This is a genomic window from Rudaea sp. (genome assembly GCF_057139185.1).
In genome coordinates this window covers 135861-155058 of record NZ_DBNHDN010000046.1, presented here as the reverse complement: position 1 = coordinate 155058, position 19198 = coordinate 135861, and the positions used below count along the sequence as shown (strand labels likewise).

Annotated in this window: 22 protein-coding genes; 10 read left to right on the top strand and 12 right to left on the bottom strand. The window is 66.2% G+C overall.

Annotation, left to right across the window (positions count from 1 at the left end; translation table 11 throughout):
* The first annotated feature begins 50 nt into the window (after positions 1–50).
* A complete protein-coding gene (gene oxyR / locus AC16HO_RS17040) occupies positions 51–1049 on the top strand; it encodes a DNA-binding transcriptional regulator OxyR (protein ID WP_395642027.1) in 999 nt (332 codons plus the stop codon).
* Here the strand turns inward: oxyR and AC16HO_RS17035 are convergent.
* Complete coding sequence (locus AC16HO_RS17035) at positions 1027–2658, bottom strand: SulP family inorganic anion transporter (RefSeq protein ID WP_395642026.1); 1632 nt, start codon at positions 2656–2658, stop codon at positions 1027–1029. The genes oxyR and AC16HO_RS17035 overlap by 23 nt on opposite strands.
* Positions 2659–2877: 219 nt before the next feature.
* Between AC16HO_RS17035 and AC16HO_RS17030 the strand changes: the two genes are divergently transcribed.
* From AC16HO_RS17030 to AC16HO_RS17020, 3 genes are all read left to right on the top strand, one after another.
* Entirely contained in the window at positions 2878–3297 is a 420-nt protein-coding gene (locus tag AC16HO_RS17030; protein ID WP_395642025.1) for a rubrerythrin family protein, read from the top strand.
* A 100-nt stretch (positions 3298–3397) separates the two neighbouring features.
* The gene (locus AC16HO_RS17025) at positions 3398–4741 is read left to right on the top strand and encodes a heterodisulfide reductase-related iron-sulfur binding cluster (protein WP_395642024.1); all 1344 of its coding nucleotides are present in this window, start codon (positions 3398–3400) and stop codon (positions 4739–4741) included.
* A gap of 46 nt (positions 4742–4787) precedes the next feature.
* Positions 4788–5366: a DUF3501 family protein gene (locus AC16HO_RS17020; protein ID WP_395642023.1), complete on the top strand. Its 579-nt coding sequence runs from the start codon at positions 4788–4790 to the stop codon at positions 5364–5366.
* Positions 5367–5424: 58 nt separating this feature from the next.
* On the opposite strand, the gene AC16HO_RS17015 is transcribed toward AC16HO_RS17020, so the two are convergent.
* The gene (locus AC16HO_RS17015) at positions 5425–5943 is read right to left on the bottom strand and encodes a lipocalin-like domain-containing protein (protein ID WP_395642022.1); all 519 of its coding nucleotides are present in this window, start codon (positions 5941–5943) and stop codon (positions 5425–5427) included.
* Positions 5944–6035: 92 nt separating this feature from the next.
* On the bottom strand, positions 6036–6770 hold the full coding sequence (locus tag AC16HO_RS17010; RefSeq protein ID WP_395642021.1) for an LssY C-terminal domain-containing protein: 735 nt from the start codon (positions 6768–6770) through the stop codon (positions 6036–6038).
* 83 nt (positions 6771–6853) lie between these two features.
* Here AC16HO_RS17010 and AC16HO_RS17005 point away from each other — a divergent pair, with 83 nt between their 5' ends.
* Positions 6854–7351 carry an SET domain-containing protein-lysine N-methyltransferase gene (locus AC16HO_RS17005; protein ID WP_395642020.1) on the top strand — a complete coding sequence of 166 codons (498 nt, stop codon included), beginning with the start codon at positions 6854–6856 and terminating at the stop codon, positions 7349–7351.
* A 7-nt stretch (positions 7352–7358) separates the two neighbouring features.
* On the top strand, positions 7359–7955 hold the full coding sequence (locus tag AC16HO_RS17000) for a HutD/Ves family protein (RefSeq protein ID WP_395642019.1): 597 nt from the start codon (positions 7359–7361) through the stop codon (positions 7953–7955).
* A 29-nt stretch (positions 7956–7984) separates the two neighbouring features.
* Here the strand turns inward: AC16HO_RS17000 and AC16HO_RS16995 are convergent, their stop codons facing one another.
* The 5 genes from AC16HO_RS16995 to AC16HO_RS16975 all read right to left on the bottom strand — a co-directional run bounded on the left by AC16HO_RS16995 (position 7985) and on the right by AC16HO_RS16975 (position 12558).
* Positions 7985–8452 (bottom strand): hypothetical protein, encoded by a 468-nt coding sequence (locus AC16HO_RS16995; RefSeq protein WP_484335599.1) that lies wholly within the window; start codon positions 8450–8452, stop codon positions 7985–7987.
* 23 nt (positions 8453–8475) lie between these two features.
* Positions 8476–9351, bottom strand: coding sequence for an FAD:protein FMN transferase (locus AC16HO_RS16990; protein WP_395642017.1), 876 nt, complete (start codon positions 9349–9351; stop codon positions 8476–8478).
* Positions 9348–9869, bottom strand: coding sequence for an FMN-binding protein (locus tag AC16HO_RS16985; protein WP_395642016.1), 522 nt, complete (start codon positions 9867–9869; stop codon positions 9348–9350). The genes AC16HO_RS16990 and AC16HO_RS16985 overlap by 4 nt, the downstream gene beginning before the upstream one ends.
* A 61-nt stretch (positions 9870–9930) precedes the next feature.
* Complete coding sequence (locus AC16HO_RS16980) at positions 9931–11310, bottom strand: hypothetical protein (RefSeq protein WP_395642015.1); 1380 nt, start codon at positions 11308–11310, stop codon at positions 9931–9933.
* 60 nt (positions 11311–11370) lie between these two features.
* On the bottom strand, positions 11371–12558 hold the full coding sequence (locus tag AC16HO_RS16975) for a cytochrome-c peroxidase (RefSeq protein WP_395642014.1): 1188 nt from the start codon (positions 12556–12558) through the stop codon (positions 11371–11373).
* A 263-nt stretch (positions 12559–12821) separates the two neighbouring features.
* Here AC16HO_RS16975 and AC16HO_RS16970 point away from each other — a divergent pair, with 263 nt between their 5' ends.
* Both AC16HO_RS16970 and AC16HO_RS16965 read left to right on the top strand, forming a co-directional pair.
* Positions 12822–13313: a hypothetical protein gene (locus tag AC16HO_RS16970; RefSeq protein ID WP_395642013.1), complete on the top strand. Its 492-nt coding sequence runs from the start codon at positions 12822–12824 to the stop codon at positions 13311–13313.
* A 10-nt stretch (positions 13314–13323) separates the two neighbouring features.
* Positions 13324–14658, top strand: a complete 1335-nt coding sequence (locus AC16HO_RS16965; protein WP_395642012.1) for a GAF domain-containing protein — start codon at positions 13324–13326, stop codon at positions 14656–14658.
* A gap of 8 nt (positions 14659–14666) precedes the next feature.
* Here the strand turns inward: AC16HO_RS16965 and AC16HO_RS16960 are convergent, their stop codons facing one another.
* From AC16HO_RS16960 to sufU, 4 genes are all read right to left on the bottom strand, one after another.
* Positions 14667–15323, bottom strand: coding sequence for a hemerythrin domain-containing protein (locus AC16HO_RS16960; protein WP_395642011.1), 657 nt, complete (start codon positions 15321–15323; stop codon positions 14667–14669).
* Positions 15324–15525: 202 nt separating this feature from the next.
* Entirely contained in the window at positions 15526–15846 is a 321-nt protein-coding gene (locus AC16HO_RS16955) for a non-heme iron oxygenase ferredoxin subunit (protein WP_395642010.1), read from the bottom strand.
* A 10-nt stretch (positions 15847–15856) separates the two neighbouring features.
* Positions 15857–16408, bottom strand: coding sequence for a GNAT family N-acetyltransferase (locus AC16HO_RS16950; protein WP_395642009.1), 552 nt, complete (start codon positions 16406–16408; stop codon positions 15857–15859).
* Positions 16405–16854 (bottom strand): Fe-S cluster assembly sulfur transfer protein SufU, encoded by a 450-nt coding sequence (gene sufU / locus AC16HO_RS16945; RefSeq protein WP_395642008.1) that lies wholly within the window; start codon positions 16852–16854, stop codon positions 16405–16407. Before sufU ends, AC16HO_RS16950 begins: the two co-directional genes overlap by 4 nt.
* Before the next feature lie 76 nt (positions 16855–16930).
* On the opposite strand from sufU, the gene AC16HO_RS16940 reads away from it, so the two are divergent.
* Both AC16HO_RS16940 and AC16HO_RS16935 read left to right on the top strand, forming a co-directional pair.
* Positions 16931–18628 carry a GMC oxidoreductase gene (locus tag AC16HO_RS16940; protein ID WP_484335598.1) on the top strand — a complete coding sequence of 566 codons (1698 nt, stop codon included), beginning with the start codon at positions 16931–16933 and terminating at the stop codon, positions 18626–18628.
* Positions 18628–19182 carry a gluconate 2-dehydrogenase subunit 3 family protein gene (locus AC16HO_RS16935; RefSeq protein ID WP_395642006.1) on the top strand — a complete coding sequence of 185 codons (555 nt, stop codon included), beginning with the start codon at positions 18628–18630 and terminating at the stop codon, positions 19180–19182. Before AC16HO_RS16940 ends, AC16HO_RS16935 begins: the two co-directional genes overlap by 1 nt.
* Positions 19183–19198: the final 16 nt, after the last annotated feature.

Here is a 19198-nt window from a genome sequence, read left to right as displayed (position 1 = left end):
TGCCGCCCGGCGATGGACAATGCCGATCGACTCGTGCCCGAAGTAGAACCATGAACCTGCGCGATCTCAGCTATCTCGTCTCGCTCGCCGAGCACAAGCACTTCGGCCGCGCCGCGCAGGCGAGCTTCGTCAGCCAGCCTACCCTGTCGACGCAGATCAAGAAGCTCGAGGACGAGCTCGGCGTCGCCCTGGTCGAGCGCACACCGCGCAAGGTGCTGCTGACCGAGGCGGGCCGTGAAATCGTCGCGCGCGCACGCGAGGTGCTGACCGAGATCGAGCAGATCAAGGCGATCGCGCGGCACACGATCGATCCCGAATCCGGCACCCTGCGCCTGGGCATCTTCCCGACGCTCGGCCCCTACCTGCTGCCACATGTGGTGCCGCAGGCGAGCGAGCGCTTTCCGCGGCTCGAGCTTTTGCTCGTCGAGGAAAAAACCGACGCGTTGTTGAAGTTGCTGCGCGAAGGCCGCCTCGACGCCGCCGTGCTTGCCGAGCCGATCCACGACGACCAGCTGCACGCCGAGTTCCTGTTCGAGGAACCGTTCCTGCTCGCCGTGCCCGAGCATCACGAACTCGCCAAACGCAAGACACTCAAGCTCGACGATCTTTCCGACCAGAGCCTGCTCCTGCTCGAGGACGGCCATTGCCTGCGCGACCAGGCGCTCGAAGTCTGCGAGCTGTCGGGCGCGAGCGAAAAATCCGGTTTCCGCGCGACCAGCCTGGAGACACTGCGCCAGATGGTTGCCGCGAACGTCGGCGTCACCCTGCTGCCGACGCTTGCGGTCAAACCGCCGGTGGCACGCTCGGAGAATATCCACCTCGTCCAGTTCCGCGGCCACGCGCCGAGCCGGCGCATCGCGATGTTCTGGCGCAAGAGCTCGGCGCTGACGCCATTCCTGAAGAAGTTCGTCGCCGTGTTTCGCGAGTTGCCGCGTACTCTGCTCGATCCGCACACGCTGCCCGATCCGGCTCCGCATTCGGCGCAAAAGACGCGTGCCCGGGTTGCGCCGCGACCGCGGCACCGACTCAAAGAGATGCCGTCGCGTTGATGCCCTCGCCCTTGACCGCGTCGTCGACGCTGGAGTAGTCGAGCGCGGTCGCCGGCGGCAACTGCGCGAGGTCCGCGCGCACGAGCGCGTCGCGGGCGAGATCCTTGAGCCGCGCGACACGCAGCGCGACGCCCTTGGTGCCGAGCCATGTGCAGAATTCGGCAAGCGATTCGATCGCCGTGCTGTCGAGGTCCGGCGATTCCTCCAGGCTGAGCACGACGAGTCTGGTTGCGCCGCGCTGCGCGACCAGCTGACGCGCCTGCGCAAACAACGGCTCGGCGTTGGCGAAGAACAACGGCTCTTCGGGGCGCAGCACGACCATGTCCGGCACCATCGACGCATTCGGAAAGCGCGCCGCGCTGACGTAATCGTGCGCGCCGACACGACCGAGCTCGACCAGGCGCGGGCTGGCGAGCGTGCGCAGCAGCATGACCACGCTGAACGCGATCGCGGCGAGCAGGCCATCGAGAATGCCGAACGCCATCACAGCGATCACCGCCGCGAGCGCGACGAGGCGGTCGCGCTGCCACTGGAAGTAGTTGTGGAACACGCCGACGCGCAGCGAATGGCTGACCGCGTGAATCACGATCGCCGCGAGCACCGGCTCGGGAATGTGCTCGATGAAAGGCAGGAACAGCAGCACGAGAGCCAGCACGACCGCGACGGCAGTCAGCCCGGCAAGACGCGACTGGGCACCGGCCGACTCATTCGCCGAGGTGGCGGAATAGCCCGCACCGACCGGCGCGCCGTGGAACAGGCCGGACAACGCGTTGGCGACAGCCAGCGCAATCAGGTCGCGGTTCGGCTGCACCGCGTCGTCGTGTTTGAGCGCGTAGGTGCGGATCGAACTGTACGATTCGGCGTAGAGGATGAACATCAACGCGAACGAAAACTCGATCAGTTGCAGCCATTGCCCGTTGCCCGGCTGGGCGAAGGTCGGCCATTCCAGTGCGAGATGGATCGGCCCGGTCAGCGCGACGCCCTGCGCGGCGAGCCACGACGACGCGGCAATGCTGGCAACGATCACCAGCAGCGCACCGGGTACGCGGCGCGCACGCTCGAGCACGAACAAGGCGATCAGCGCGGCAAGGCCGCAGGCGAGGCTAGGTATTTTCCATTCGCCGGCGCGGCGCACGATCTCCGCGACGAGGGTGAAGAAATTGCCGCTTTGCGCATGCATGTCGACCAGCGTCGGCCATTGCTTGACCGCGATGACGAGGGCGAGGCCGAACGCATAGCCGCGCAGCACCGGCCGCGCGATCAGGTTCGACATCACACCCAGGCGCAGCACGCCGGCAAGAAAGAAGGCGACGCCGGCGCCGACCACGAGGATCGAGGCGAGCGCCGCTCGCGCCGCCACGTCGCGACCGACCATCGCGAGCGTCGCCGCGGCGAGCACCGCGGCCGAGGAAGAGGTCGCGCTGACTATGGCATAACGGCTGCGCCCGATCAGGCCGTAGCAGACCAGCCCGGCGAACAGGGCGATGACGCCGGCCTGCGGCGGCAGCGCGGCAACACCCGAGTAGGCCACCGCCTCGGGCAACAGCAGGCCCGCAATCGACAGGCCGGCGACGATGTCCGCCGTGGGCAATGCTGCGTTGGTCCTCATTCGGCCGTCCCTCGAATCCATCGATGTCGCGCGAAGCCGCTGCACAGCCTACGCCGACTCGCGTGAGGATTTCCTGTTGCGGAAGAAATAGGCAAAGACTATCGAATCAATCGTTACAATCAATTTCATTAGAATCCGGTTCTGCGCTACGCTCGCGCCATCCGCAGCACGAGCTGCGGTCACCGCTCCCTCCAGCCAAACCACAGCAAGAGGTGTGTCATGAGCAATCTGAAAGGTTCCAGGACCGAAGACAGCCTGAAAGCCGCGTTCGCCGGCGAGTCGCAGGCCAACCGCCGCTATCTCTATTTCGCCTCGAAAGCCGACGTCGAAGGCTACAACGACGTGGCCGCGGTGTTCCGCTCCACCGCCGAAGGCGAAACCGGCCACGCGCACGGCCATCTGGAGTATCTCGAGGCGGTCGGCGATCCGGCCACCGGCCTGCCGTTCGGCGGCACCAGGGACAATCTCAAGTCCGCGATCGCCGGCGAGACGCACGAGTACACCGACATGTATCCGGGCATGGCCAAGACCGCGCGCGACGAAGGCTTCGGCGAGATCGCCGACTGGTTCGAGACGCTGGCCAAGGCGGAACGTTCGCACGCGAACCGGTTCACCAAGGCGTTGAACGAGCTCGCCTGACGCTGCCAGTGATGGCCGCATGCAGTGGCGCGACCGGTCGCGCCACTGCTTTCCCGGATCAATGCGGGGCACGTCGAATCGTGCCCTGCGGAGCCCTGTCATGAGTGCTACCCCGCCTGTCGCGCGCGAAGGCAATCTCGAAGCGCCCACGCGCCATCCGCTCGATTGGAAGAATCCCGGGTTCTACGACCAGGCCGCGATCGACAAGGAACTCGAGCGCGTCTTCGAGATCTGTCATGGCTGCCGCCGCTGCGTGAGCCTGTGCCAGTCGTTCCCGACCCTGTTCGATCTCGTCGATGCTTCCGAAACGATGGAAGTCGACGGCGTCGCCAAGGCCGACTACACCAAGGTCATCGAGCAGTGCTATCTCTGCGACCTGTGCTACCAGACCAAGTGCCCCTACGTGCCGCCGCATGCGTGGAACGTCGATTTCCCCCACCTGATGCTGCGTGCCAAGGCGGCGGCGTTCCAGCGCGGGGAAGTCCGCCTCGCCGCGAAAATTCTGTCCGCAACCGACGCGGTCGGCAAGCTGTCGACGATTCCCGTCGTGGTCGAGGCAGTCAACGCGCTCAACCGCGCACCGGCCGCGCGCAAGCTGCTCGAGATATCGCTCGGCGTGGACCGCAACGCGCGCGTACCCGCGTACACCGCGAACACGGCGCGCAAGCGCCTGCGGCATCTCGATGGCGCAGGCGACGCGCTGCCGGCGGGGCGCACACGCGGCAAGGTCGCGATCTTCGCCACCTGTTACTGCAACTACTCGACGCCGCAGCCGGTCGAGGATCTCGCCGCGGTACTGCGCCACAACGGCATCGCGGCGAAGCTGATCGAGCGCGAGGTCTGCTGCGGCATGCCCAAGCTCGAACTGGGCGATCTCGCCTCGGTGGAAAAGTATAAAAAGCAAAACATTCCGGTGCTCGCGAATGCCATTCGCGACGGCTGGGACATCAGCGCGACGATCCCGTCGTGTGTGCTGATGTTCAAGCAGGAACTGCCGCTGATGTTTCCCGATGACGAGGACGTGCAACTGGTCAAGCGCCACATCTTCGACCCGTTCGAGTATCTCTGGCAGCGCCACCAGGCCGGGCTGCTCGACACGCGGTTCAAGCAGGGCCTCGGCAAGGTTGCCTACCACGCGCCCTGCCACCAGCGCGTGCAGAACATCGGACCGAAGACGCGCGAAGTGCTGAGCCTGATTCCCGATACCGAGATTCAATCGATCGAGCGCTGCTCGGGCCACGACGGCACCTACGGGGTGAAGGCGAAAACCTACGCGTTCGCGCGCAAGATCGCCAAACCCGTGGAGACGCGCGTCGAGCAGATCGCGCCCGCCCACTTCGCCAGCGACTGCCCGATGGCCGGCAGCCACATCGCGCACGGCCTCGGCGACAGGCCGTCCGCGGAAAGCCCGCTCGGACTGTTGCGGCTGGCCTACGGAATCTGACTTGCTTCCCCACTCCCACCGGGAGAAGGGAAGTAAAGAGAGAATCATGCAAAAACTGACGCAACAAGACCTGTTTACCCTCGAAGCCTACGCGCGAGAGCGCGCCGCGTTCCGCGCGCGCGTGCTCGCGCACAAGCAGGCACGCATCGTCCATGTCGGCGCGCACGTCACCCTCGTGTTCGAGGATCGGCTCACGATCCAGTATCAGATCCAGGAGATGCTGCGCGTCGAGCGCATCTTCGAAGCGGCAGGCATCGCCGAGGAACTCGACGCCTACAATCCGCTGATCCCCGACGGCGCCAATCTCAAGGCGACGATGCTGATCGAATATCCCGACGAGAACGAGCGGGCGCGCAAGCTGGTCGAATTGCACGGCATCGAACACCGGATCGCGTTGCTGATCGCCGATCTCGCTCCGGTCGTTGCGATCGCCGATGAAGACCTCGACCGCAGCACCGACACCAAGACCGCCGCGGTGCACTTCCTGCGTTTCGAATTGAACCCGGCGCACGTCGATGCTTTCGCCGCATCGGAAGTCGTCGTGGCCATCGATCATCCGGCTTATGCCGCCCGGCATACGCTCAACGCGATGACGCGCGCGGCGCTCGCAGCCGATTTCAATTAGGACGACATTCCACGGTGCGCGGTTCCGGCACTCGCGCCGGCACGGTCCGCTTGAATAGTCAGGCTCGCTTCCAGACCAGAACGTAAGTCACCGGCAGCCCGTCGCGCGTAGCTTTTGCTCGCAGATAGAGCTCCCCATCTTTAAACTCGTATGTACGATCTATTGTGCCGGATTCCGATGGACGGAGAGTCGCCACTATTGCGTGGCTGACAACGTGTCTGTCGGAGTCAACCTTGTACGTACCAAAGTACCCGGCTGCTTCATTCTGCAGTTCGGGCGGTATCACGCTGCGCGCGGCTTCGTTGCGAAACTCGTGCATACACAGTACGAGCATACGACCGTCTTTGGTATAGATGAGACGCCCTGGCGGATGGTCACCCCAAGGGTTTGTTGCGTGACCATCGGGCCAGGCCGCTACAACCGAGACGAGTTCCCACGTCCCGATGAAGTGAGCAGCGTCGTTGACCGCGAGCGGCGGTTTCGCGAAAGAGGACTGACTAATAGCGAATATGCACAGCGAAATCAGCCATAGGCTCCGAAGACGAGGCATTGCACGCACTGCCGGTTCAAAATTCATGCGAGAACTCCTTGGAGCCAACGCTCGAGTCAAGCGGCCGCTGCCGCGATGCCCAGCATGTTAGCGCAACCACCCCACAGCGTTCGCCGGAATCACTGAGCGACGGCGATAGCGAACACAGCCAGGCGGCCGTCGGTGTGGAACGGATCGCCGCCGCCGTTGCGCCCATCGTGCGCCGGCTGGAAGTCGTCTACCCAGTCAATAGTCACGCCACCCGCGCGGCGCAGATCGGCGAGAAGTTTGTCGCGCTCCGCGTCCACATCGGCGGAAATATGATGCGTGACGTGATCGGTGACGTGTCCATTGACGCGGCTCAGGCCGATGCTCGCGTCGTACGTCGCCGCCGCCATCCACTGCGCGGTTCCTGACGCATCGATCCGCCAAAAACGCACGTGATGGCGCTTCGACGGATTGCCCGCGGCCGGCTGCTCGAAGGCCAAGTCCTGCTTGCGGTTGCGGATGTAGAGGCTGCTCACCGGCGCGTCGACATATGGCCGCCGCACTATGCTGTCCATCGTGATGCGCAGCGAACTTCGCAGCGTGACCGGATCCGCCGGAAACCAGCCCGCCCTCGCCATCAGGCGCAGCAAGTCGCCCTCGCTGCCAACGAAGGCGAGATTCAATGGATCGCCCGGCACGCCTTTGAGCGTGAACGAACGCGTGCCGACCGCCGCGAGAGCCGGATAGCGCACGGAAAAATCCGCTGCAGCCAGCTGCTCGTCCGCAAACGCCGAAACGGAACGGCAACTCCACGAAGCAGCGAGGAGCAGCAATGCACGCGCCGCGCACGCGGCAACCGTCGGCCCCAATGGAATCCTGCTCGTCATGATTTCGGCACGGCACGAAGACATCGCGAATTTGCGACGCCAAAGTCTAGAATATGCACTTTGCGAAAACACGTGCCGCTTCCATGATCCTGCCCCGCTACCACATCGCCGCCTCGAACATCACCGGCGCCGGCAAAGGCCTGTTCCTCGACGAGGCGATTCCACGCGGCCGCCTGGTCACCGCGCCGGACGACATCCGCAAAGTATACAAGTGGCGCGAGGTCGAGGCGCTGCCGAATTCGCACGATCTGCTCGCCGCGACGGTGCGCTGGTTCGAGGACCGCTACACGGTGACGCCGGAGTGGCCCGACGAGTGCTACATCAACCATTCGTTCGCGCCGAACGGGCTCTGGCATCTCGGCTTCGTGTTCGCCCTGCGCGACCTCGCGCCGGGCGAGGAAATCACCGTCGACTACCGCCACCTGCTCGCGCCGGGGCAGAAGGAAGACTTCCGCGATGCAGCCACCGGCGGCGAGATCGTCGGCTACACCTGGGCCGAGAGCCTCGCCCTGTCGAGCGCGCACCTGCACGAAATCGTCGCCGCGCCGCGGTTCGTGCAGACCGCGGCCGATTGCGGGTGATGCGCCGATGAAGATCCGCCTCCTGCGTGAATCCGACTACCGGCGCATGCGCTGGAAGAATGGCGGCGGCTGGACCACCGAGTTGTACAGCCACCCGCTGTCCGATGGCGGCGAAGGTTTCGGCTGGCGCGTCAGCATCGCCGACATCGAGAGCGATGGCGCATTTTCCACTTTTCCACAATGCGACCGCTGGATCGCACTGCTCGAAGGCAACGGCATGCGCCTGCAATTCGAAGGCCACGCGGCTGCCACGCTGAACGAGCGCCTGCGCTTCGTGCCCTTCTCCGGCGATTGGCAGACACGTGGCAGCCTGATCGACGGACCGGTGCGCGATTTCAACCTGATCGCGCGGCGCGATCTGTGGCAGTGCGAAGTCCGCCATCGCCCGCTCGTCGGTTCGATGCTGTTCGCCCCGAGCGCCGCCGATCTGTGGTTCGTCCATGTTGTCGCCGGTTCGGCGAGGATCGAACATCGCGGCGCACTGCCGGAAATCGTCGCCGGTGAATCGCTGCTGCTCGAAGCCGACGGCGACGCCGGCAGTGTCACCATAGACGGCGGCGGTGAACTCGTCGTGGCCAAGCTCGCGCGCGCCGCTTTGCCGTAATCGGCAACCCGCCCCATTGCGAACCTCGGCTACTCCTGCGCCCTGCGCAACCTGCGCGCGCGCAGGCCGTGAACGAGAAACGGCACGATCAGTGCGAGGCCGACCAGCCAGTGGATCAGGCGCACCGCGTCGCGCAGCGCGTCGTCGCTCGCGTAGTACAACAGCCAGCCGCTCGCGACGAGCGCGACAAACATCGCGATCAACACAATGCCGCTGACGCGCCGCTTCGGCCGCGCGAGGCCGTGGCGCACATGCACGGCCCAGAGCAATCCGGCCAGCCACAGCGCGACGAACGCGGCCATGCCATGCAGACGCAAACACCAGGCTTCGAGCGGATGCGGCTCGGCGCCGAATTCGCCCTGACGCTGCAAAAAATAGTGGAAAAAGAGCCAAAGTATACCCGTGGCCCAGATTGCCGCGAACGCGGCATAAGCCAGGCGTCGATGGCGTGGTGACAGGCGCAGGCCATGCTCGCCGTGCGCGCGGCGATGGTGCACATGCCGATCCAATCCGGCCGGATTCATGCTGCCCTGCCCTTCACGCCGCCGCAATCGCGCATGTCGTTGATTACGGCTTGCGCACCGTAGTGCGCAAACACGCGCCGTGCGAACGCCGGCGTCGCGGCGAATGCGACCTTGGTCAGCGCGTCGGCGATCATGCAGGTCGGCGCGACGACGCTCGCCGAGGAAGACAGGCCAACGGTTTCGCCGCTGCGCGCGTCCAGATGCGTGCCGCTCCAGCGGTCATCGCATCGCTGCCGCGTCGCCGCGCCCGCGCTCGATGCCAGTGCCGCATCGCGCAGCGCGACCGCGCCGGCGATGCCCCGGCCTTCGACGTCGCGCAGATGCACGACCTCCTCGCGCGGACCGGCCACGCGCAGGTCGCCGCCGGCATTGACCCGCATCTGCGTCGCGCCGTGTTCCTGCAGCGCGGCGATCGCGCGATCGACGGCATAGCCCTTGGCGATGCCGCCGAGATCGATCCACAACGGCCGGCGCAGGCGCACGCGATCGTCGCCGAGCAATTCGATGTCGCGCCAGTTCGCCGCAGCATCGGGCGTGAACGGCGAGCGCGGCCGCGGCAGGAATCCGCGCGCGACGAGTTTGCCGGCGACGCCGAGATCGAAGCGGCCATGCGAGCGCGCGGCCAGATCGAGAGCGCAGCGCAGCACCTCGACAGTGCGCGCATCAACCATGACCGCGGTGCCGACTGCCGCCGCGTGCAGCCGCGACAGATCGCTGTCCGCATCGTGGAAACTCATGCAGCGGTGCACGGCTTCGATCTCGGCGAACGCCGCCTCGACCGCTCGCCGCGCACATTGCGCCGCGGACGCCTCGGCGCACACCTCGACCAGCGTACCCAGCCAGGGACGCGCGCGCTGCAGGGCGACACTCACGCCGGCGCCCTCAATGCGAGCGCGTACAGCCTGAGCAGACGCTGCACGCCTTCGGTGAGATGGCGGCAGGACAGCGTCGCGCCCGAGATGATCTTGATCTCGCGGTTGAGCGCCGCCGCGTCGGCCGCGGTCTTGCCGACGAACTGCTTGCGCCACGCCGGCATGCGCACTTCGCCGCCGTGCGATTCGCGATATTCGAGCACTTCCAGCGAGATCACCGCGCCCGCCGTGTCGAGTGCGAGCGCATAGGTGATCGCCTCGCTCTTGCCGATGACCTGATCGACGATCAGCCAGCCGAGTTTCTTCCCGCTCGCGTCCGCCTCGAAAATCTGCGGCGCCCAGCCGGCTGGCACGCCGACCGCCGCCAGCGCGGCCGCATCGGGCACCGGCACGGCGCGGAATTCGCCCGCGCCGGGAAACGCTTCTTGCTGCGCCTGCGGCACGCTCAGGTACTGCGTCGCCAACGCGACCGGGCTCGCCACCGCGGCGCCCAATGGAATCAGCCAACGAACATGCATCGGATCCTCGCTTGTGGACTCCCTCTCCCCCGCAAACGACCGCGGAGGAGAGGGCCGCACATCAGAACTGATACCCCAAACCCAGATCGAAGCGGTCGCCGTAGCCGAGCACGAGGTCTTCGTAACGGAATTTCTGGTAGTCGACCTTGAACACCACGTTCGGGTTCAGATAGTAATTCGCGCCGAGCGTCCACACATGCTGCGTGGGCAGCGGCGCCGTGCCGAGGCCCAGCGGCTGCGCCGCATACGAAGCGCCGGTGTTGAACATCTCATAGCGCAGGAACGGCGCGAGGCTTGAATCGCTGCCCCACTCCAGCGCGCGCCACGCGCCCTGCACGTAACCGCCCCAGAACGATTTCGGCACCGGCGTCGGCTGGCCGAGGAACTGCAGGTTCAAGTCCTGCGTGTTGCTGATCGTGCCGCGCGTGTACAGCGCAGAAATGTCGAACGGGCCCGGCTGCCAGCGCAGATGCGCCTCGCCGAGCACCAGCCGCGACTTGTCGACCGGCAGCGTGGCATCGCCCTGCCCGATCTTGCCGGTGAACACGCCGCCGCCGACGAGCAAGCCCGGAATGCCCTGCCAGTTTCCCGCCGCGTAGACCGACGGATCGCGCGCTTTGGCGAGCTGCAGCTCCTGATGGATGCTGCCGAGCGGCGAGATGCGGCCTTCGTCCGCGGCCGGGTCCCAGGCGCCGAGATTGGGACCGGTGCCGATGCCGACGTTCCAGTTGAATCCCCAGTCGGTGTTGCCGTACATCGACACGCCGCCTTCGCGCCAGGTGCTCGGGATGATCGCCGTCTCGACGAAATTGCGCTCGACGCCGTAGAAGTTGCTCGGCTCGTGGTGCTCGTTGAGCAGGCCGAGCGGCACAAGGGTGAGGCCGACGCGCACGCCGTAGTTCTGCGCCAGCGCGTGCTCGACGTAAAGTTGCTCGATCTCGGTCTCGCCCTGGTCCGAGCTCGACGCGATCGCATGCTCCCATTCGATCTCGCCGTAGACCCGGGTGGCCTCGTCGAAGACGTGGTTGAAGCCGATCACCGCGCGCGTGAGATCGGCCTGCGCGTCGGCCGCGCGCGCCGTCGGACGGTTGTAGTCGAGCTGGCCGTAGCCCCAGAACGAGGTATTCGCGCCGAGCGCGACACCGCTGCCGCCGGTGCCGGGCACGGGTTGGCCCGCAGCCGTGGTGGCGGCCGGCGCAGCGGCAACCGCAGCCGCAGGCGCGACCGCGACGCCAGTCGACGCAACCTGCGTCGCCACGACCGGAGAGGCCGGCGCCGGCGCACGCTGCGCCTGCATCTCGCGCACGACGCCGCGCAGCTCGGCCACTTCGGCGCGCAAGGCCTCGACCTCGGCCTTCAGTTTCGCCTCGTCGGCGTGAGCGGCCGGTGCGAGTCCCGCGCACGACAGCAGGACGGCGAGTGCCAGCGGTTTGCGCTGCATGTCATTTCTCCAGAAATACAAAACGATACTTTTCTCTGCGAAGCGGCGCGGACTGCGCGTTCACGGCTGCGCCAGATCGCGCGCCGGATCGGCCGTGTCGGTCACCGGGTCGTAGCCGTCGGTCAGCGTGCCGAGGAAGGCGACGACATCGTCGATTTCGAGTTCGCTCAGCGCAGGCGCCTCGCCCGGATGGCGGTTGTACGGCACTTCGCTCGTGTTGACGTTGCGCGCGAGCAGCGCCGGCACATCGTTGAATTTCTGCACGCTGCCGTCTGCGGCAAGCGGATACCACTTTTCGGGATTCGTGTCGCGCTGCACGTAGAACTCGATCGCCTCGCGCAGCGAGGCGAAATAGCCGTTGTGGAAGATCACCTTGCGTGTGGCCACGTTGCGCAAGGTCGGCACCTTGAACGCGCCGCAGAGGTCGCGGCGCGCGGCAAGGTCGGTGCGTTCGGGTCCGCACAGGCCGAGGTCGAAATAGCCGGGGTCGGCATTCGCCGGAATCTGCGCGTTGCGCGGCACGCCGAGGTTGTCGTAGGTGTAGTCGGTGAACAACGGCGGCTCGCCATTCGGCGCGCGCGTCGACGGATGACAGCCGGCGCAGCCACCCTTGGCCGGGCTGTTGAACCAGGCGAAGCCGCGCAATTCCTGTGCGCTCAGCTTGACCTTGCCCTGCAGGAACCGGTCGAACTTCGAGGAAAACGGGCGGAATTCCGGCGCCGTCGCCTCGTACACCGCGAGTGCATAGCGCGCGGCGAGGAACGCATCATCGGCGCGCGCGAACACGTCGGCGCCGAACAGGCCGCGGAATTCGTCCGCATAGCTCGCGCGACCGAGTTTGTCGACGACCGCGGCGGCGTCGCCGTTCGCCATCTCGTGCGCGGCGAGAAACGGCCGCTGCGCCTGTTCGATCAGCGTGTTCGCGCGCCCGTCGCGATTGAAGCCGCCGGTCGACGTGCCGTCGCTGGCGAAGAAGAACGGAATGTTCAGATTGAGATAGCGCAGGCTCGGCACGGAACGGAAACCGGGCACGTCGAGATTCGCTCCGCCCGATTGCACCGGTAGAGCATTGTTCTGCGCATGCGCGAACTTCGGATCGTGGCAGGTCGCGCAGGACATCCTGCCCGAGGCCGACAGTGATTCGTCAGCGAAGATCTTCCTGCCCAGTTCGGCCAAGGCAGAAGTGGAAGGCGCCACGGCCACGGCGCTGCCTCCACCGATCAGGGCGAGTACGGCGAGGAGGGACATCCAGTGACGGGCGCCGGATCGCGACGCGGCACCGGCAACCTGCGCAACAGCGGGCGGGAGGGGTCGCGCACGCGCGCGCAGCGGGAAACGAGCGATCGGCATGGTCTGGTCGAAGGCAAAAGCAAATGAGAACAATTCTTGTTTTCAAAAGAATTTACATAATTAAGCCTTCCTCTGTCAATGCGGCGGCCCCTTTCACCCCGCATCGCCGCGGTTTTTCGTCTCGTCTTTGCGCGTTGCAAAGGCACTGTTAGCATTCGTCGATGCCCGCCTCTCCCGCCTCCGCGCCACTCAACGAGACGACCGCGCGATTCCTGCAATCCGGTGTATCGATCACGGTCGCTGCGCGCAATCGGCGCCTCGTGCCGTCGATCGCGAAAGCGGTCGGCTGCCGCGTGGAAACCGACGGCTCGGTGGCGTTGTTCCTGTTCGTCAACCTCGCCGAAACAGTGTGCGCGGACGTCGCCGAGAACGCCCAGGTCGCGGCCTGCTTCAGCCGGCCGAGCACGAACCAGACCGTACAGATCAAGGGCAGCGATGCGCGCTGCGAGCCTGCGCTCCCCGCCGACATCGTCGCGGCGCGACGCTGCCTCGACCTGCTTTCCGACGACCTCGTCCCGCTCGGCTTCGGCAGCGATCTGCTCGAAGCGTTCTTCTGGGGCGATCCAGAGAAACTTGTCGCGCTGCACTTCACTCCCGAAGCGGCGTTCGTGCAGACGCCGGGCCCGCAGGCCGGCGCCGTGCTGCGCGGCTGAAGGACGACCGATGCCGCACGCCGTCGCCCTCGATGCGATCCGCGCCTGCCTCGAAGGCGTGATTCCGGCGACCGTCGCCACGTGCTCGGCCGACGGCGTGCCGAACGCGACCTACGTGTCGCAGATGCAGTACGTCGATTCGCGCCACGTCGCGCTGTCGTTCCAGTTCTTCAACAAGACACGCAAGAACATCCTCGACAATCCGCAGGCGACCGCGCTCGTCATCGACCCGGTCACCGGCGAGGCGTACACGCTGACCCTGCTGTTCCTGCGCACCGAGACCGACGGGCCGCTGTTCCAGAGCATGAAGGCCAAGCTCGCCGGCATCGCCTCGCACGAAGGCATGACCGGCGTGTTCAAGCTGCTCGGCGCCGACGTTTACCGCGTGCTCGAGGTCGAACGCATACCGGGCCGCGCGATCGAGCGGCCCGCGCCGCGGCGCAGCCTGCTCAATGCGCTGCGCCAGGCCAGCGCGTCGCTCAACGCCTGCGCCTCGCTCGATGCGCTGTTCGACCAGACCCTCGCCGCACTCGGCAGCGAGTTCGACATCGGACACGCGCTGCTGCTCATGGCCGACGAAGCGCACGAGCGCCTCTACGTCGTCGGCAGCCGCGGCTACAGTGCGACCGGCGTCGGCTCGGAGATCGCCTTCGGCGAAGGCGTGATCGGCGTCGCCGCGCAGTACCGCACGCCGATCCGCATCAACCACATGACGATGGAATACGCCTACGGCCGCGCCGCACGCGACGCGGCGGCGGAACAGGCGCTGCCGCTCGACGCGCAGATTCCGTTTCCGGGCCTGGCCGAACCGCACAGCCAGCTCGCCGTGCCGATCCTCGCCTGCGGCCGCCTGCTCGGCGTGCTCTGCGTGGAAAGCGCTCAGGACCTGCGCTTCAGCTACGACGACGAGGATGCGCTGGTCAGCCTCGCCGCGCAGTTCGGCGCGCTCGCGCTGTGCCTGCAGCGCGACGACGAGGACGCCGCGGTCGCCGCGCCGAGCGCTTCGCGCATGCCCGCCGGCGAAGCGATCGAGGTGCGCCACTACCGCGTCAACGACAGCGTGTTCTTCGACGGCGACTATCTGATCAAGGGCGTGCCCGGCGCGATCCTGTGGAAGCTGCTCAAGTCCTGCATCGAGCAGGACCGCTGCGAATTCAGCAACCGCGAACTGCGCATGTGCCCGGAACTGCGCCTGCCCGAGATCAGCGACAACCTCGAAGCGCGCCTGATCCTGCTGCAGCGGCGCCTCGTCGAGCGCTGTCCGCAGCTTGCGATCGAAAAGACCGGACGCGGACTGTTCCGCCTGCGCATCGACTGCGCGCTGCACCTGATCGAAGCGAACTGAACTTGCGGTCAGGCCGCGAGTGCGGCATCGAGCTTGAGCCGGTCGCGGCTGCCGAGCAGCGGCCGCAGCATGTCGACGACGCCGTCGAACACCTCGGCCGGCGCGCCCGTGCGCATCTGCGCGAGCATGCCCGCGCGCTCGCCCGCGCTTACGTGCGGCAGCATCCAGCGCAGACCGATGCGCGACTGCTCGGGCGTCAGGCTGGCGAGGATGCGGCCGTGCAGCGCGTGGATTTCCGCATCGGTGTGCGTGGCCCACAGCGCCGCGTTGTGGCGCGTCTCCTCCTCGTGCATGTGCGCAAGGTTGTGCGCGACGAAGGTCGACAGTGCGAGGTAGAGCGCATGCGCGGCCTGCGCATCGCCGGGAATGCGCTTGAGCAGTTCGCACAGGTGCGCGATCTCGGTATCGTAGCGCTCGTGGTCGGCGGCGATGGCGAGCGTGACGCCCGGGCTGCGCGCCTCGAGCGCTGCGTGAATGACGCTGTCTTCGTGCTCGGCGTGGCCGAGGCTGAAATCGAGCAGTTCGGTGACCTCGCGCGTGACCTCGGCGGTCTCGGCGGCATCGAGCGGATCGAGACGGCCGACGCGGAGCAGAGCGTGCGCCATGAACGCGCGCAGGCCCTTGTGGATCGGGGCATAGATGTCGAAGCGGGAAAGCGGTGGCATGCGAAGACTCCAAAGCGTTGACGGGACTGAGGATCGTTTCGATCCGACCGCCGGCACGATAGACGAAGGCCCACGTCCGCGTTCGTAAATCTTGGCTCGCGCAATCCTAAGAATTTCCTAAGAGCGCGCAGCACACAGGGCAAGCGTGGCGCAGTCGACGCTTCATCCGTGGCGCGCTTCGCAGCGGGCCTGACTACGCGACTCAATCGAAGCGATCGTCGCGCGTGTACACCTGCGCGTCGTCCACCTTCACCGGAAACTTCGCGATCGGCTCGTAGGCCGGCGGGCACATCGCCGCGCCGGTGCGCAGGTCGAAGCGCGCGCCGTGGCGCGGGCATTCGACCTCGAAGCCATGCACCTCGCCGCCGGCCAGTTCGCCACCGTCGTGCGTGCAGACATCCTCGACCGCGTACAGCTCGCCGTCGATATTGAACACCGCGATCGCGGTGTCGCCATCCCAGGCGAGCTTGAACTCGCCGGGCAGCAACTCGGATTGGGCGCAGACGTGGATCCAGTCGCTCACGGTCGGGCACTCACAGTGGCTTCACCAGCAACTCGAACTTCAAATCGCCGCGCTTGGGAATGCCGAAGCGCTCATCACCGTACGGAAACGGCTTGTACTTGCCGGTGCGCGAGTAGCCGCGCCGCTCGTACCAGGCGATCAGTTCGTCGCGCAGCGAAATCACGGTCATCTCCATGCGCGCACAGCCGAAGTCGTCTCTGGCCACACGCTCGGCCTCGGCCATGACCAGCTTGCCGAGGCCGACGCCCTGCTGGGTTGGATCGACGGCGAACATGCCGAAGTAACAGGCTTCGCCCTGCTTCTCGATGTGGCAGCAGGCGAGCACGAGCACGCCGCGCCCGGCAAGCAGAACGAGGCTGCCCGGTTTGTCGATGACTTCCTTGACGCCCTCGGGATCGATGCGCTGCCCGTCGAGCAGGTCGGCTTCGGTGGTCCAGCCGGCGCGGCTCGCCTCGCCGCGATAGGCGGAAGTGACGAGCTTCTCGATCGCCGCGACGTCGGCACGCGTGGCCAGGCGAAACTCGACGGCAGCTTCGTTCGGCAGGTCGTGCACGCAAGTCATCGATGGTCTCCCTCGGTCGTGGTTCTGGCCGCGCCTGCAAAAGCCGCGCGCAGCGCCGCGAACGGCAGCGTCGCGCATTTGCGCCGCGACGGATAGTGCGCCAGCGCGGCGAGCGCGTTCAAGTCGCCGAGCGTACCATCGCCCGCGAGCTCGCCTGCGATCACGCGCGCAAACCGCGCTTCGAGTCGCGCCGCGCCATCCGCATCGAGCTGCATCGCCGCCTCGCCCAGCATCGAAGCTGTCGCCTTCGCGATCGCGCAAGCATCGCCGCGGAACGCGATCGCGGCGATGCGTCCGTCGACGACGCGCAGGTCGACGTGCAGTGAGTCGCCGCACGAAGGATTGATACCATCGGCCGCGTGCGTCGGTGCAGCCAACTCGCCGAAATGGCGCGGCGCACGGCTGTGCTCGAGCACTAGACGCTGGTAAAGCTCGTTTGCCGACATGTGCACATTGTACGTCGCCGCGCGCAGAAGACGAGGGCTCTGGCGCGGCGGGCGTTACATGCGCACAATCGGCCGCATGACGGCGACCCACTACGACGCGATCGTGATCGGCAGCGGCATCAGCGGCGGCTGGGCGGCGAAGGAACTCTGCGACCGGGGTCTGAAGACGCTTGTGCTCGAGCGCGGCCGCGATGTGCAGCACATCAAGGACTACCCGACGATGTCGCTGCGCCGCTGGGACATGGACCTGCGCGGCGACAATCCGCGCTCGTGGAGCGAGGCGAATCCGCTGATCTCGCGCGCCGCGGGCTACGACGCGACGACCAAGCAGTTTTTCGTCGAGGATGCCGATCATCCCTACGTGCAGGAAAAACCGTTCCTGTGGGTGCGCGGTTATCAAGTCGGCGGCAAGTCGCTGATCTGGGGCCGCGCCTGCGCGCGCTGGTCGCCGATGGATTTCGAGGCACCCAAGCGCCTCGGCTACGGTATTCCCTGGCCGATCGGCTACGACGACGTCGCGCCGTGGTACAGCCACGTCGAGAAATTCATCGGCGTCTGCGGCACGCACGAGGGCATCGCCACGCTGCCCGACGGCGACTATCTGCCGGCCTACGATCTCAACACGGTCGAACAGCATCTGCGCCGCGTGCTCAAGGACAAGTTCGGCCGGCATTACGTCTCCGGCCGCTGGGCGCACATCACCGACGCGCAGGAAATTCACCGCCAGCAGGGCCGCGCGACCTGCCAGAACCGCAACCTGTGCATGCGCGGCTGTCCGTTCGGCGGCTACTTCTCATCGAACGCGAGCACGCTGCCGTGGGCGCAGAAGACCGGCAATCTCACCGTGCGTCCGTTTTCGGTCGTGCATTCGATCCTTTACGACGACGCGACGAAGCAGGCCAGCGGCGTCAAGGTGATCGATGCGAACACGCACGAGGAACTCGTGTTCAAGGCCAGGGTGATCTTCGTCAATGCCTCGGCGCTGAACTCGACCTTGATCCTGCTCAACTCGACATCGCAACGCTTCCCGAACGGCCTCGGCAACGACCACGGCGTGCTCGGCAAGTACGTCGGCTTCCACAACTATCGCGCCGGCATGGGAGCGGAGATCGAGGGCTTCGAGGATTCGTACTACGAGGTCTACAAGCCGGCCGAGAACATCATTCCGAACTTCCGCAACGTCGGCAAGCAGGACGCCGACTTCCTCGGCGGCTACGTGATCTTCAGCGGCGCGAGCCGGCGCCTGATCGACGACAATGATGCGCATGACGAGACGATCGGGGCGAAATACAAGCAGGCGATCAGCAAGCCGGGCAAGTGGACCGCGTACATGTACATGCAGGGCGAGACGCTGCCGGACGCCGCAAACCATGTGCGGCTGTCGCCGGACAAGAAAGATCAATGGGGCATTCCGCAGCTCGTCATCTCGGTCGGTTACGACGACAACGCCGAGCGCATGGTTCAGGACTTTCTGCGTGAAGGCCGCAGGATGTTCAACGCGGCGGGCTTCACCAACATCAGCACGAACGACAACCACTGGCCGCCCGGCCTCGACATCCACGAAATGGGCGGCGCGCGCATGGGCTCGGATCCGAAAACCTCGATGCTCAACGCGCACAACCAGATGCACCTGTGCCGCAACGTCTTCGTCACCGACGGCGCGTGCATGACGAGCACCGGCAGCCAGAGTCCGTCGATCCTGTACATGGCGCTGACCGCGCGCGCGGCGAACCATGCCGCAGACCAGCTCAAGAAACACGGGAGGATCGTCTGATGGATCGACGTGAACTCCTCCGCTGCATCGCCGCGCTGACCGGCGCTGCATTCGTCGGCGCCGATCGTGTTGATGCGGCTGTCACCGATTCCGATGCTTACACGCCCGCGCAGATCGCACTGCTCGACGAAATCGCCGAGACGATCCTGCCGCGCACCGACACGCCCGGTGCGAAGGATGCCCAAGTCGGCGCCTACATCGCACGCTACTCGGCCGCGTGCTACAAACCGGCCGACTTCGCCATCCTGCGCGCCGGCCTCGGCGATATCGATGCGCGTTCGCGCAAGATCCATGGCGCCGAATTCGTGAAATGTACCGGCGCGCAGAAGCAGAAGCTGCTGGTCGACATCGACGCAGAAGCCAAGCGCCACGCCGGTGAACCGAAAGCAAGCGACGACCGACCGGCGCACTGGTTCACGCTGTGCAAGCAACTCACCCTGCTCGGATTCTTCACCTCGGAAGCGGGCGCGACGCGCGTGGCGCGCTATCGTCCCGTGCCCGGCCACTACAAGGGTGTGGTGGCGTACCACGGCGAGACGTTCTGGGCTTGGTGATCGCGCCATCCAACGG

Coding starts and splice junctions, on each gene's coding strand:
- AC16HO_RS17025 (WP_395642024.1), top strand. CDS start 3,398: ATGAGTGCTACCCCGCCTGTCGCGCGCGAAGGCAATCTCGAAGCGCCC.
- AC16HO_RS16940 (WP_484335598.1), top strand. CDS start 16,931: ATGACGGCGACCCACTACGACGCGATCGTGATCGGCAGCGGCATCAGC.
- AC16HO_RS16970 (WP_395642013.1), top strand. CDS start 12,822: ATGCCCGCCTCTCCCGCCTCCGCGCCACTCAACGAGACGACCGCGCGA.
- AC16HO_RS16960 (WP_395642011.1), bottom strand. CDS start 15,323: ATGCCACCGCTTTCCCGCTTCGACATCTATGCCCCGATCCACAAGGGC.
- AC16HO_RS16965 (WP_395642012.1), top strand. CDS start 13,324: ATGCCGCACGCCGTCGCCCTCGATGCGATCCGCGCCTGCCTCGAAGGC.
- AC16HO_RS16935 (WP_395642006.1), top strand. CDS start 18,628: ATGGATCGACGTGAACTCCTCCGCTGCATCGCCGCGCTGACCGGCGCT.
- AC16HO_RS17020 (WP_395642023.1), top strand. CDS start 4,788: ATGCAAAAACTGACGCAACAAGACCTGTTTACCCTCGAAGCCTACGCG.
- AC16HO_RS16980 (WP_395642015.1), bottom strand. CDS start 11,310: ATGCAGCGCAAACCGCTGGCACTCGCCGTCCTGCTGTCGTGCGCGGGA.
- AC16HO_RS17035 (WP_395642026.1), bottom strand. CDS start 2,658: ATGAGGACCAACGCAGCATTGCCCACGGCGGACATCGTCGCCGGCCTG.
- AC16HO_RS17000 (WP_395642019.1), top strand. CDS start 7,359: ATGAAGATCCGCCTCCTGCGTGAATCCGACTACCGGCGCATGCGCTGG.
- AC16HO_RS16950 (WP_395642009.1), bottom strand. CDS start 16,408: ATGACTTGCGTGCACGACCTGCCGAACGAAGCTGCCGTCGAGTTTCGC.
- AC16HO_RS17015 (WP_395642022.1), bottom strand. CDS start 5,943: ATGAATTTTGAACCGGCAGTGCGTGCAATGCCTCGTCTTCGGAGCCTA.
- AC16HO_RS16975 (WP_395642014.1), bottom strand. CDS start 12,558: ATGTCCCTCCTCGCCGTACTCGCCCTGATCGGTGGAGGCAGCGCCGTG.
- AC16HO_RS17005 (WP_395642020.1), top strand. CDS start 6,854: ATGATCCTGCCCCGCTACCACATCGCCGCCTCGAACATCACCGGCGCC.
- AC16HO_RS17030 (WP_395642025.1), top strand. CDS start 2,878: ATGAGCAATCTGAAAGGTTCCAGGACCGAAGACAGCCTGAAAGCCGCG.
- AC16HO_RS17010 (WP_395642021.1), bottom strand. CDS start 6,770: ATGACGAGCAGGATTCCATTGGGGCCGACGGTTGCCGCGTGCGCGGCG.
- sufU (WP_395642008.1), bottom strand. CDS start 16,854: ATGTCGGCAAACGAGCTTTACCAGCGTCTAGTGCTCGAGCACAGCCGT.
- oxyR (WP_395642027.1), top strand. CDS start 51: ATGAACCTGCGCGATCTCAGCTATCTCGTCTCGCTCGCCGAGCACAAG.
- AC16HO_RS16985 (WP_395642016.1), bottom strand. CDS start 9,869: ATGCATGTTCGTTGGCTGATTCCATTGGGCGCCGCGGTGGCGAGCCCG.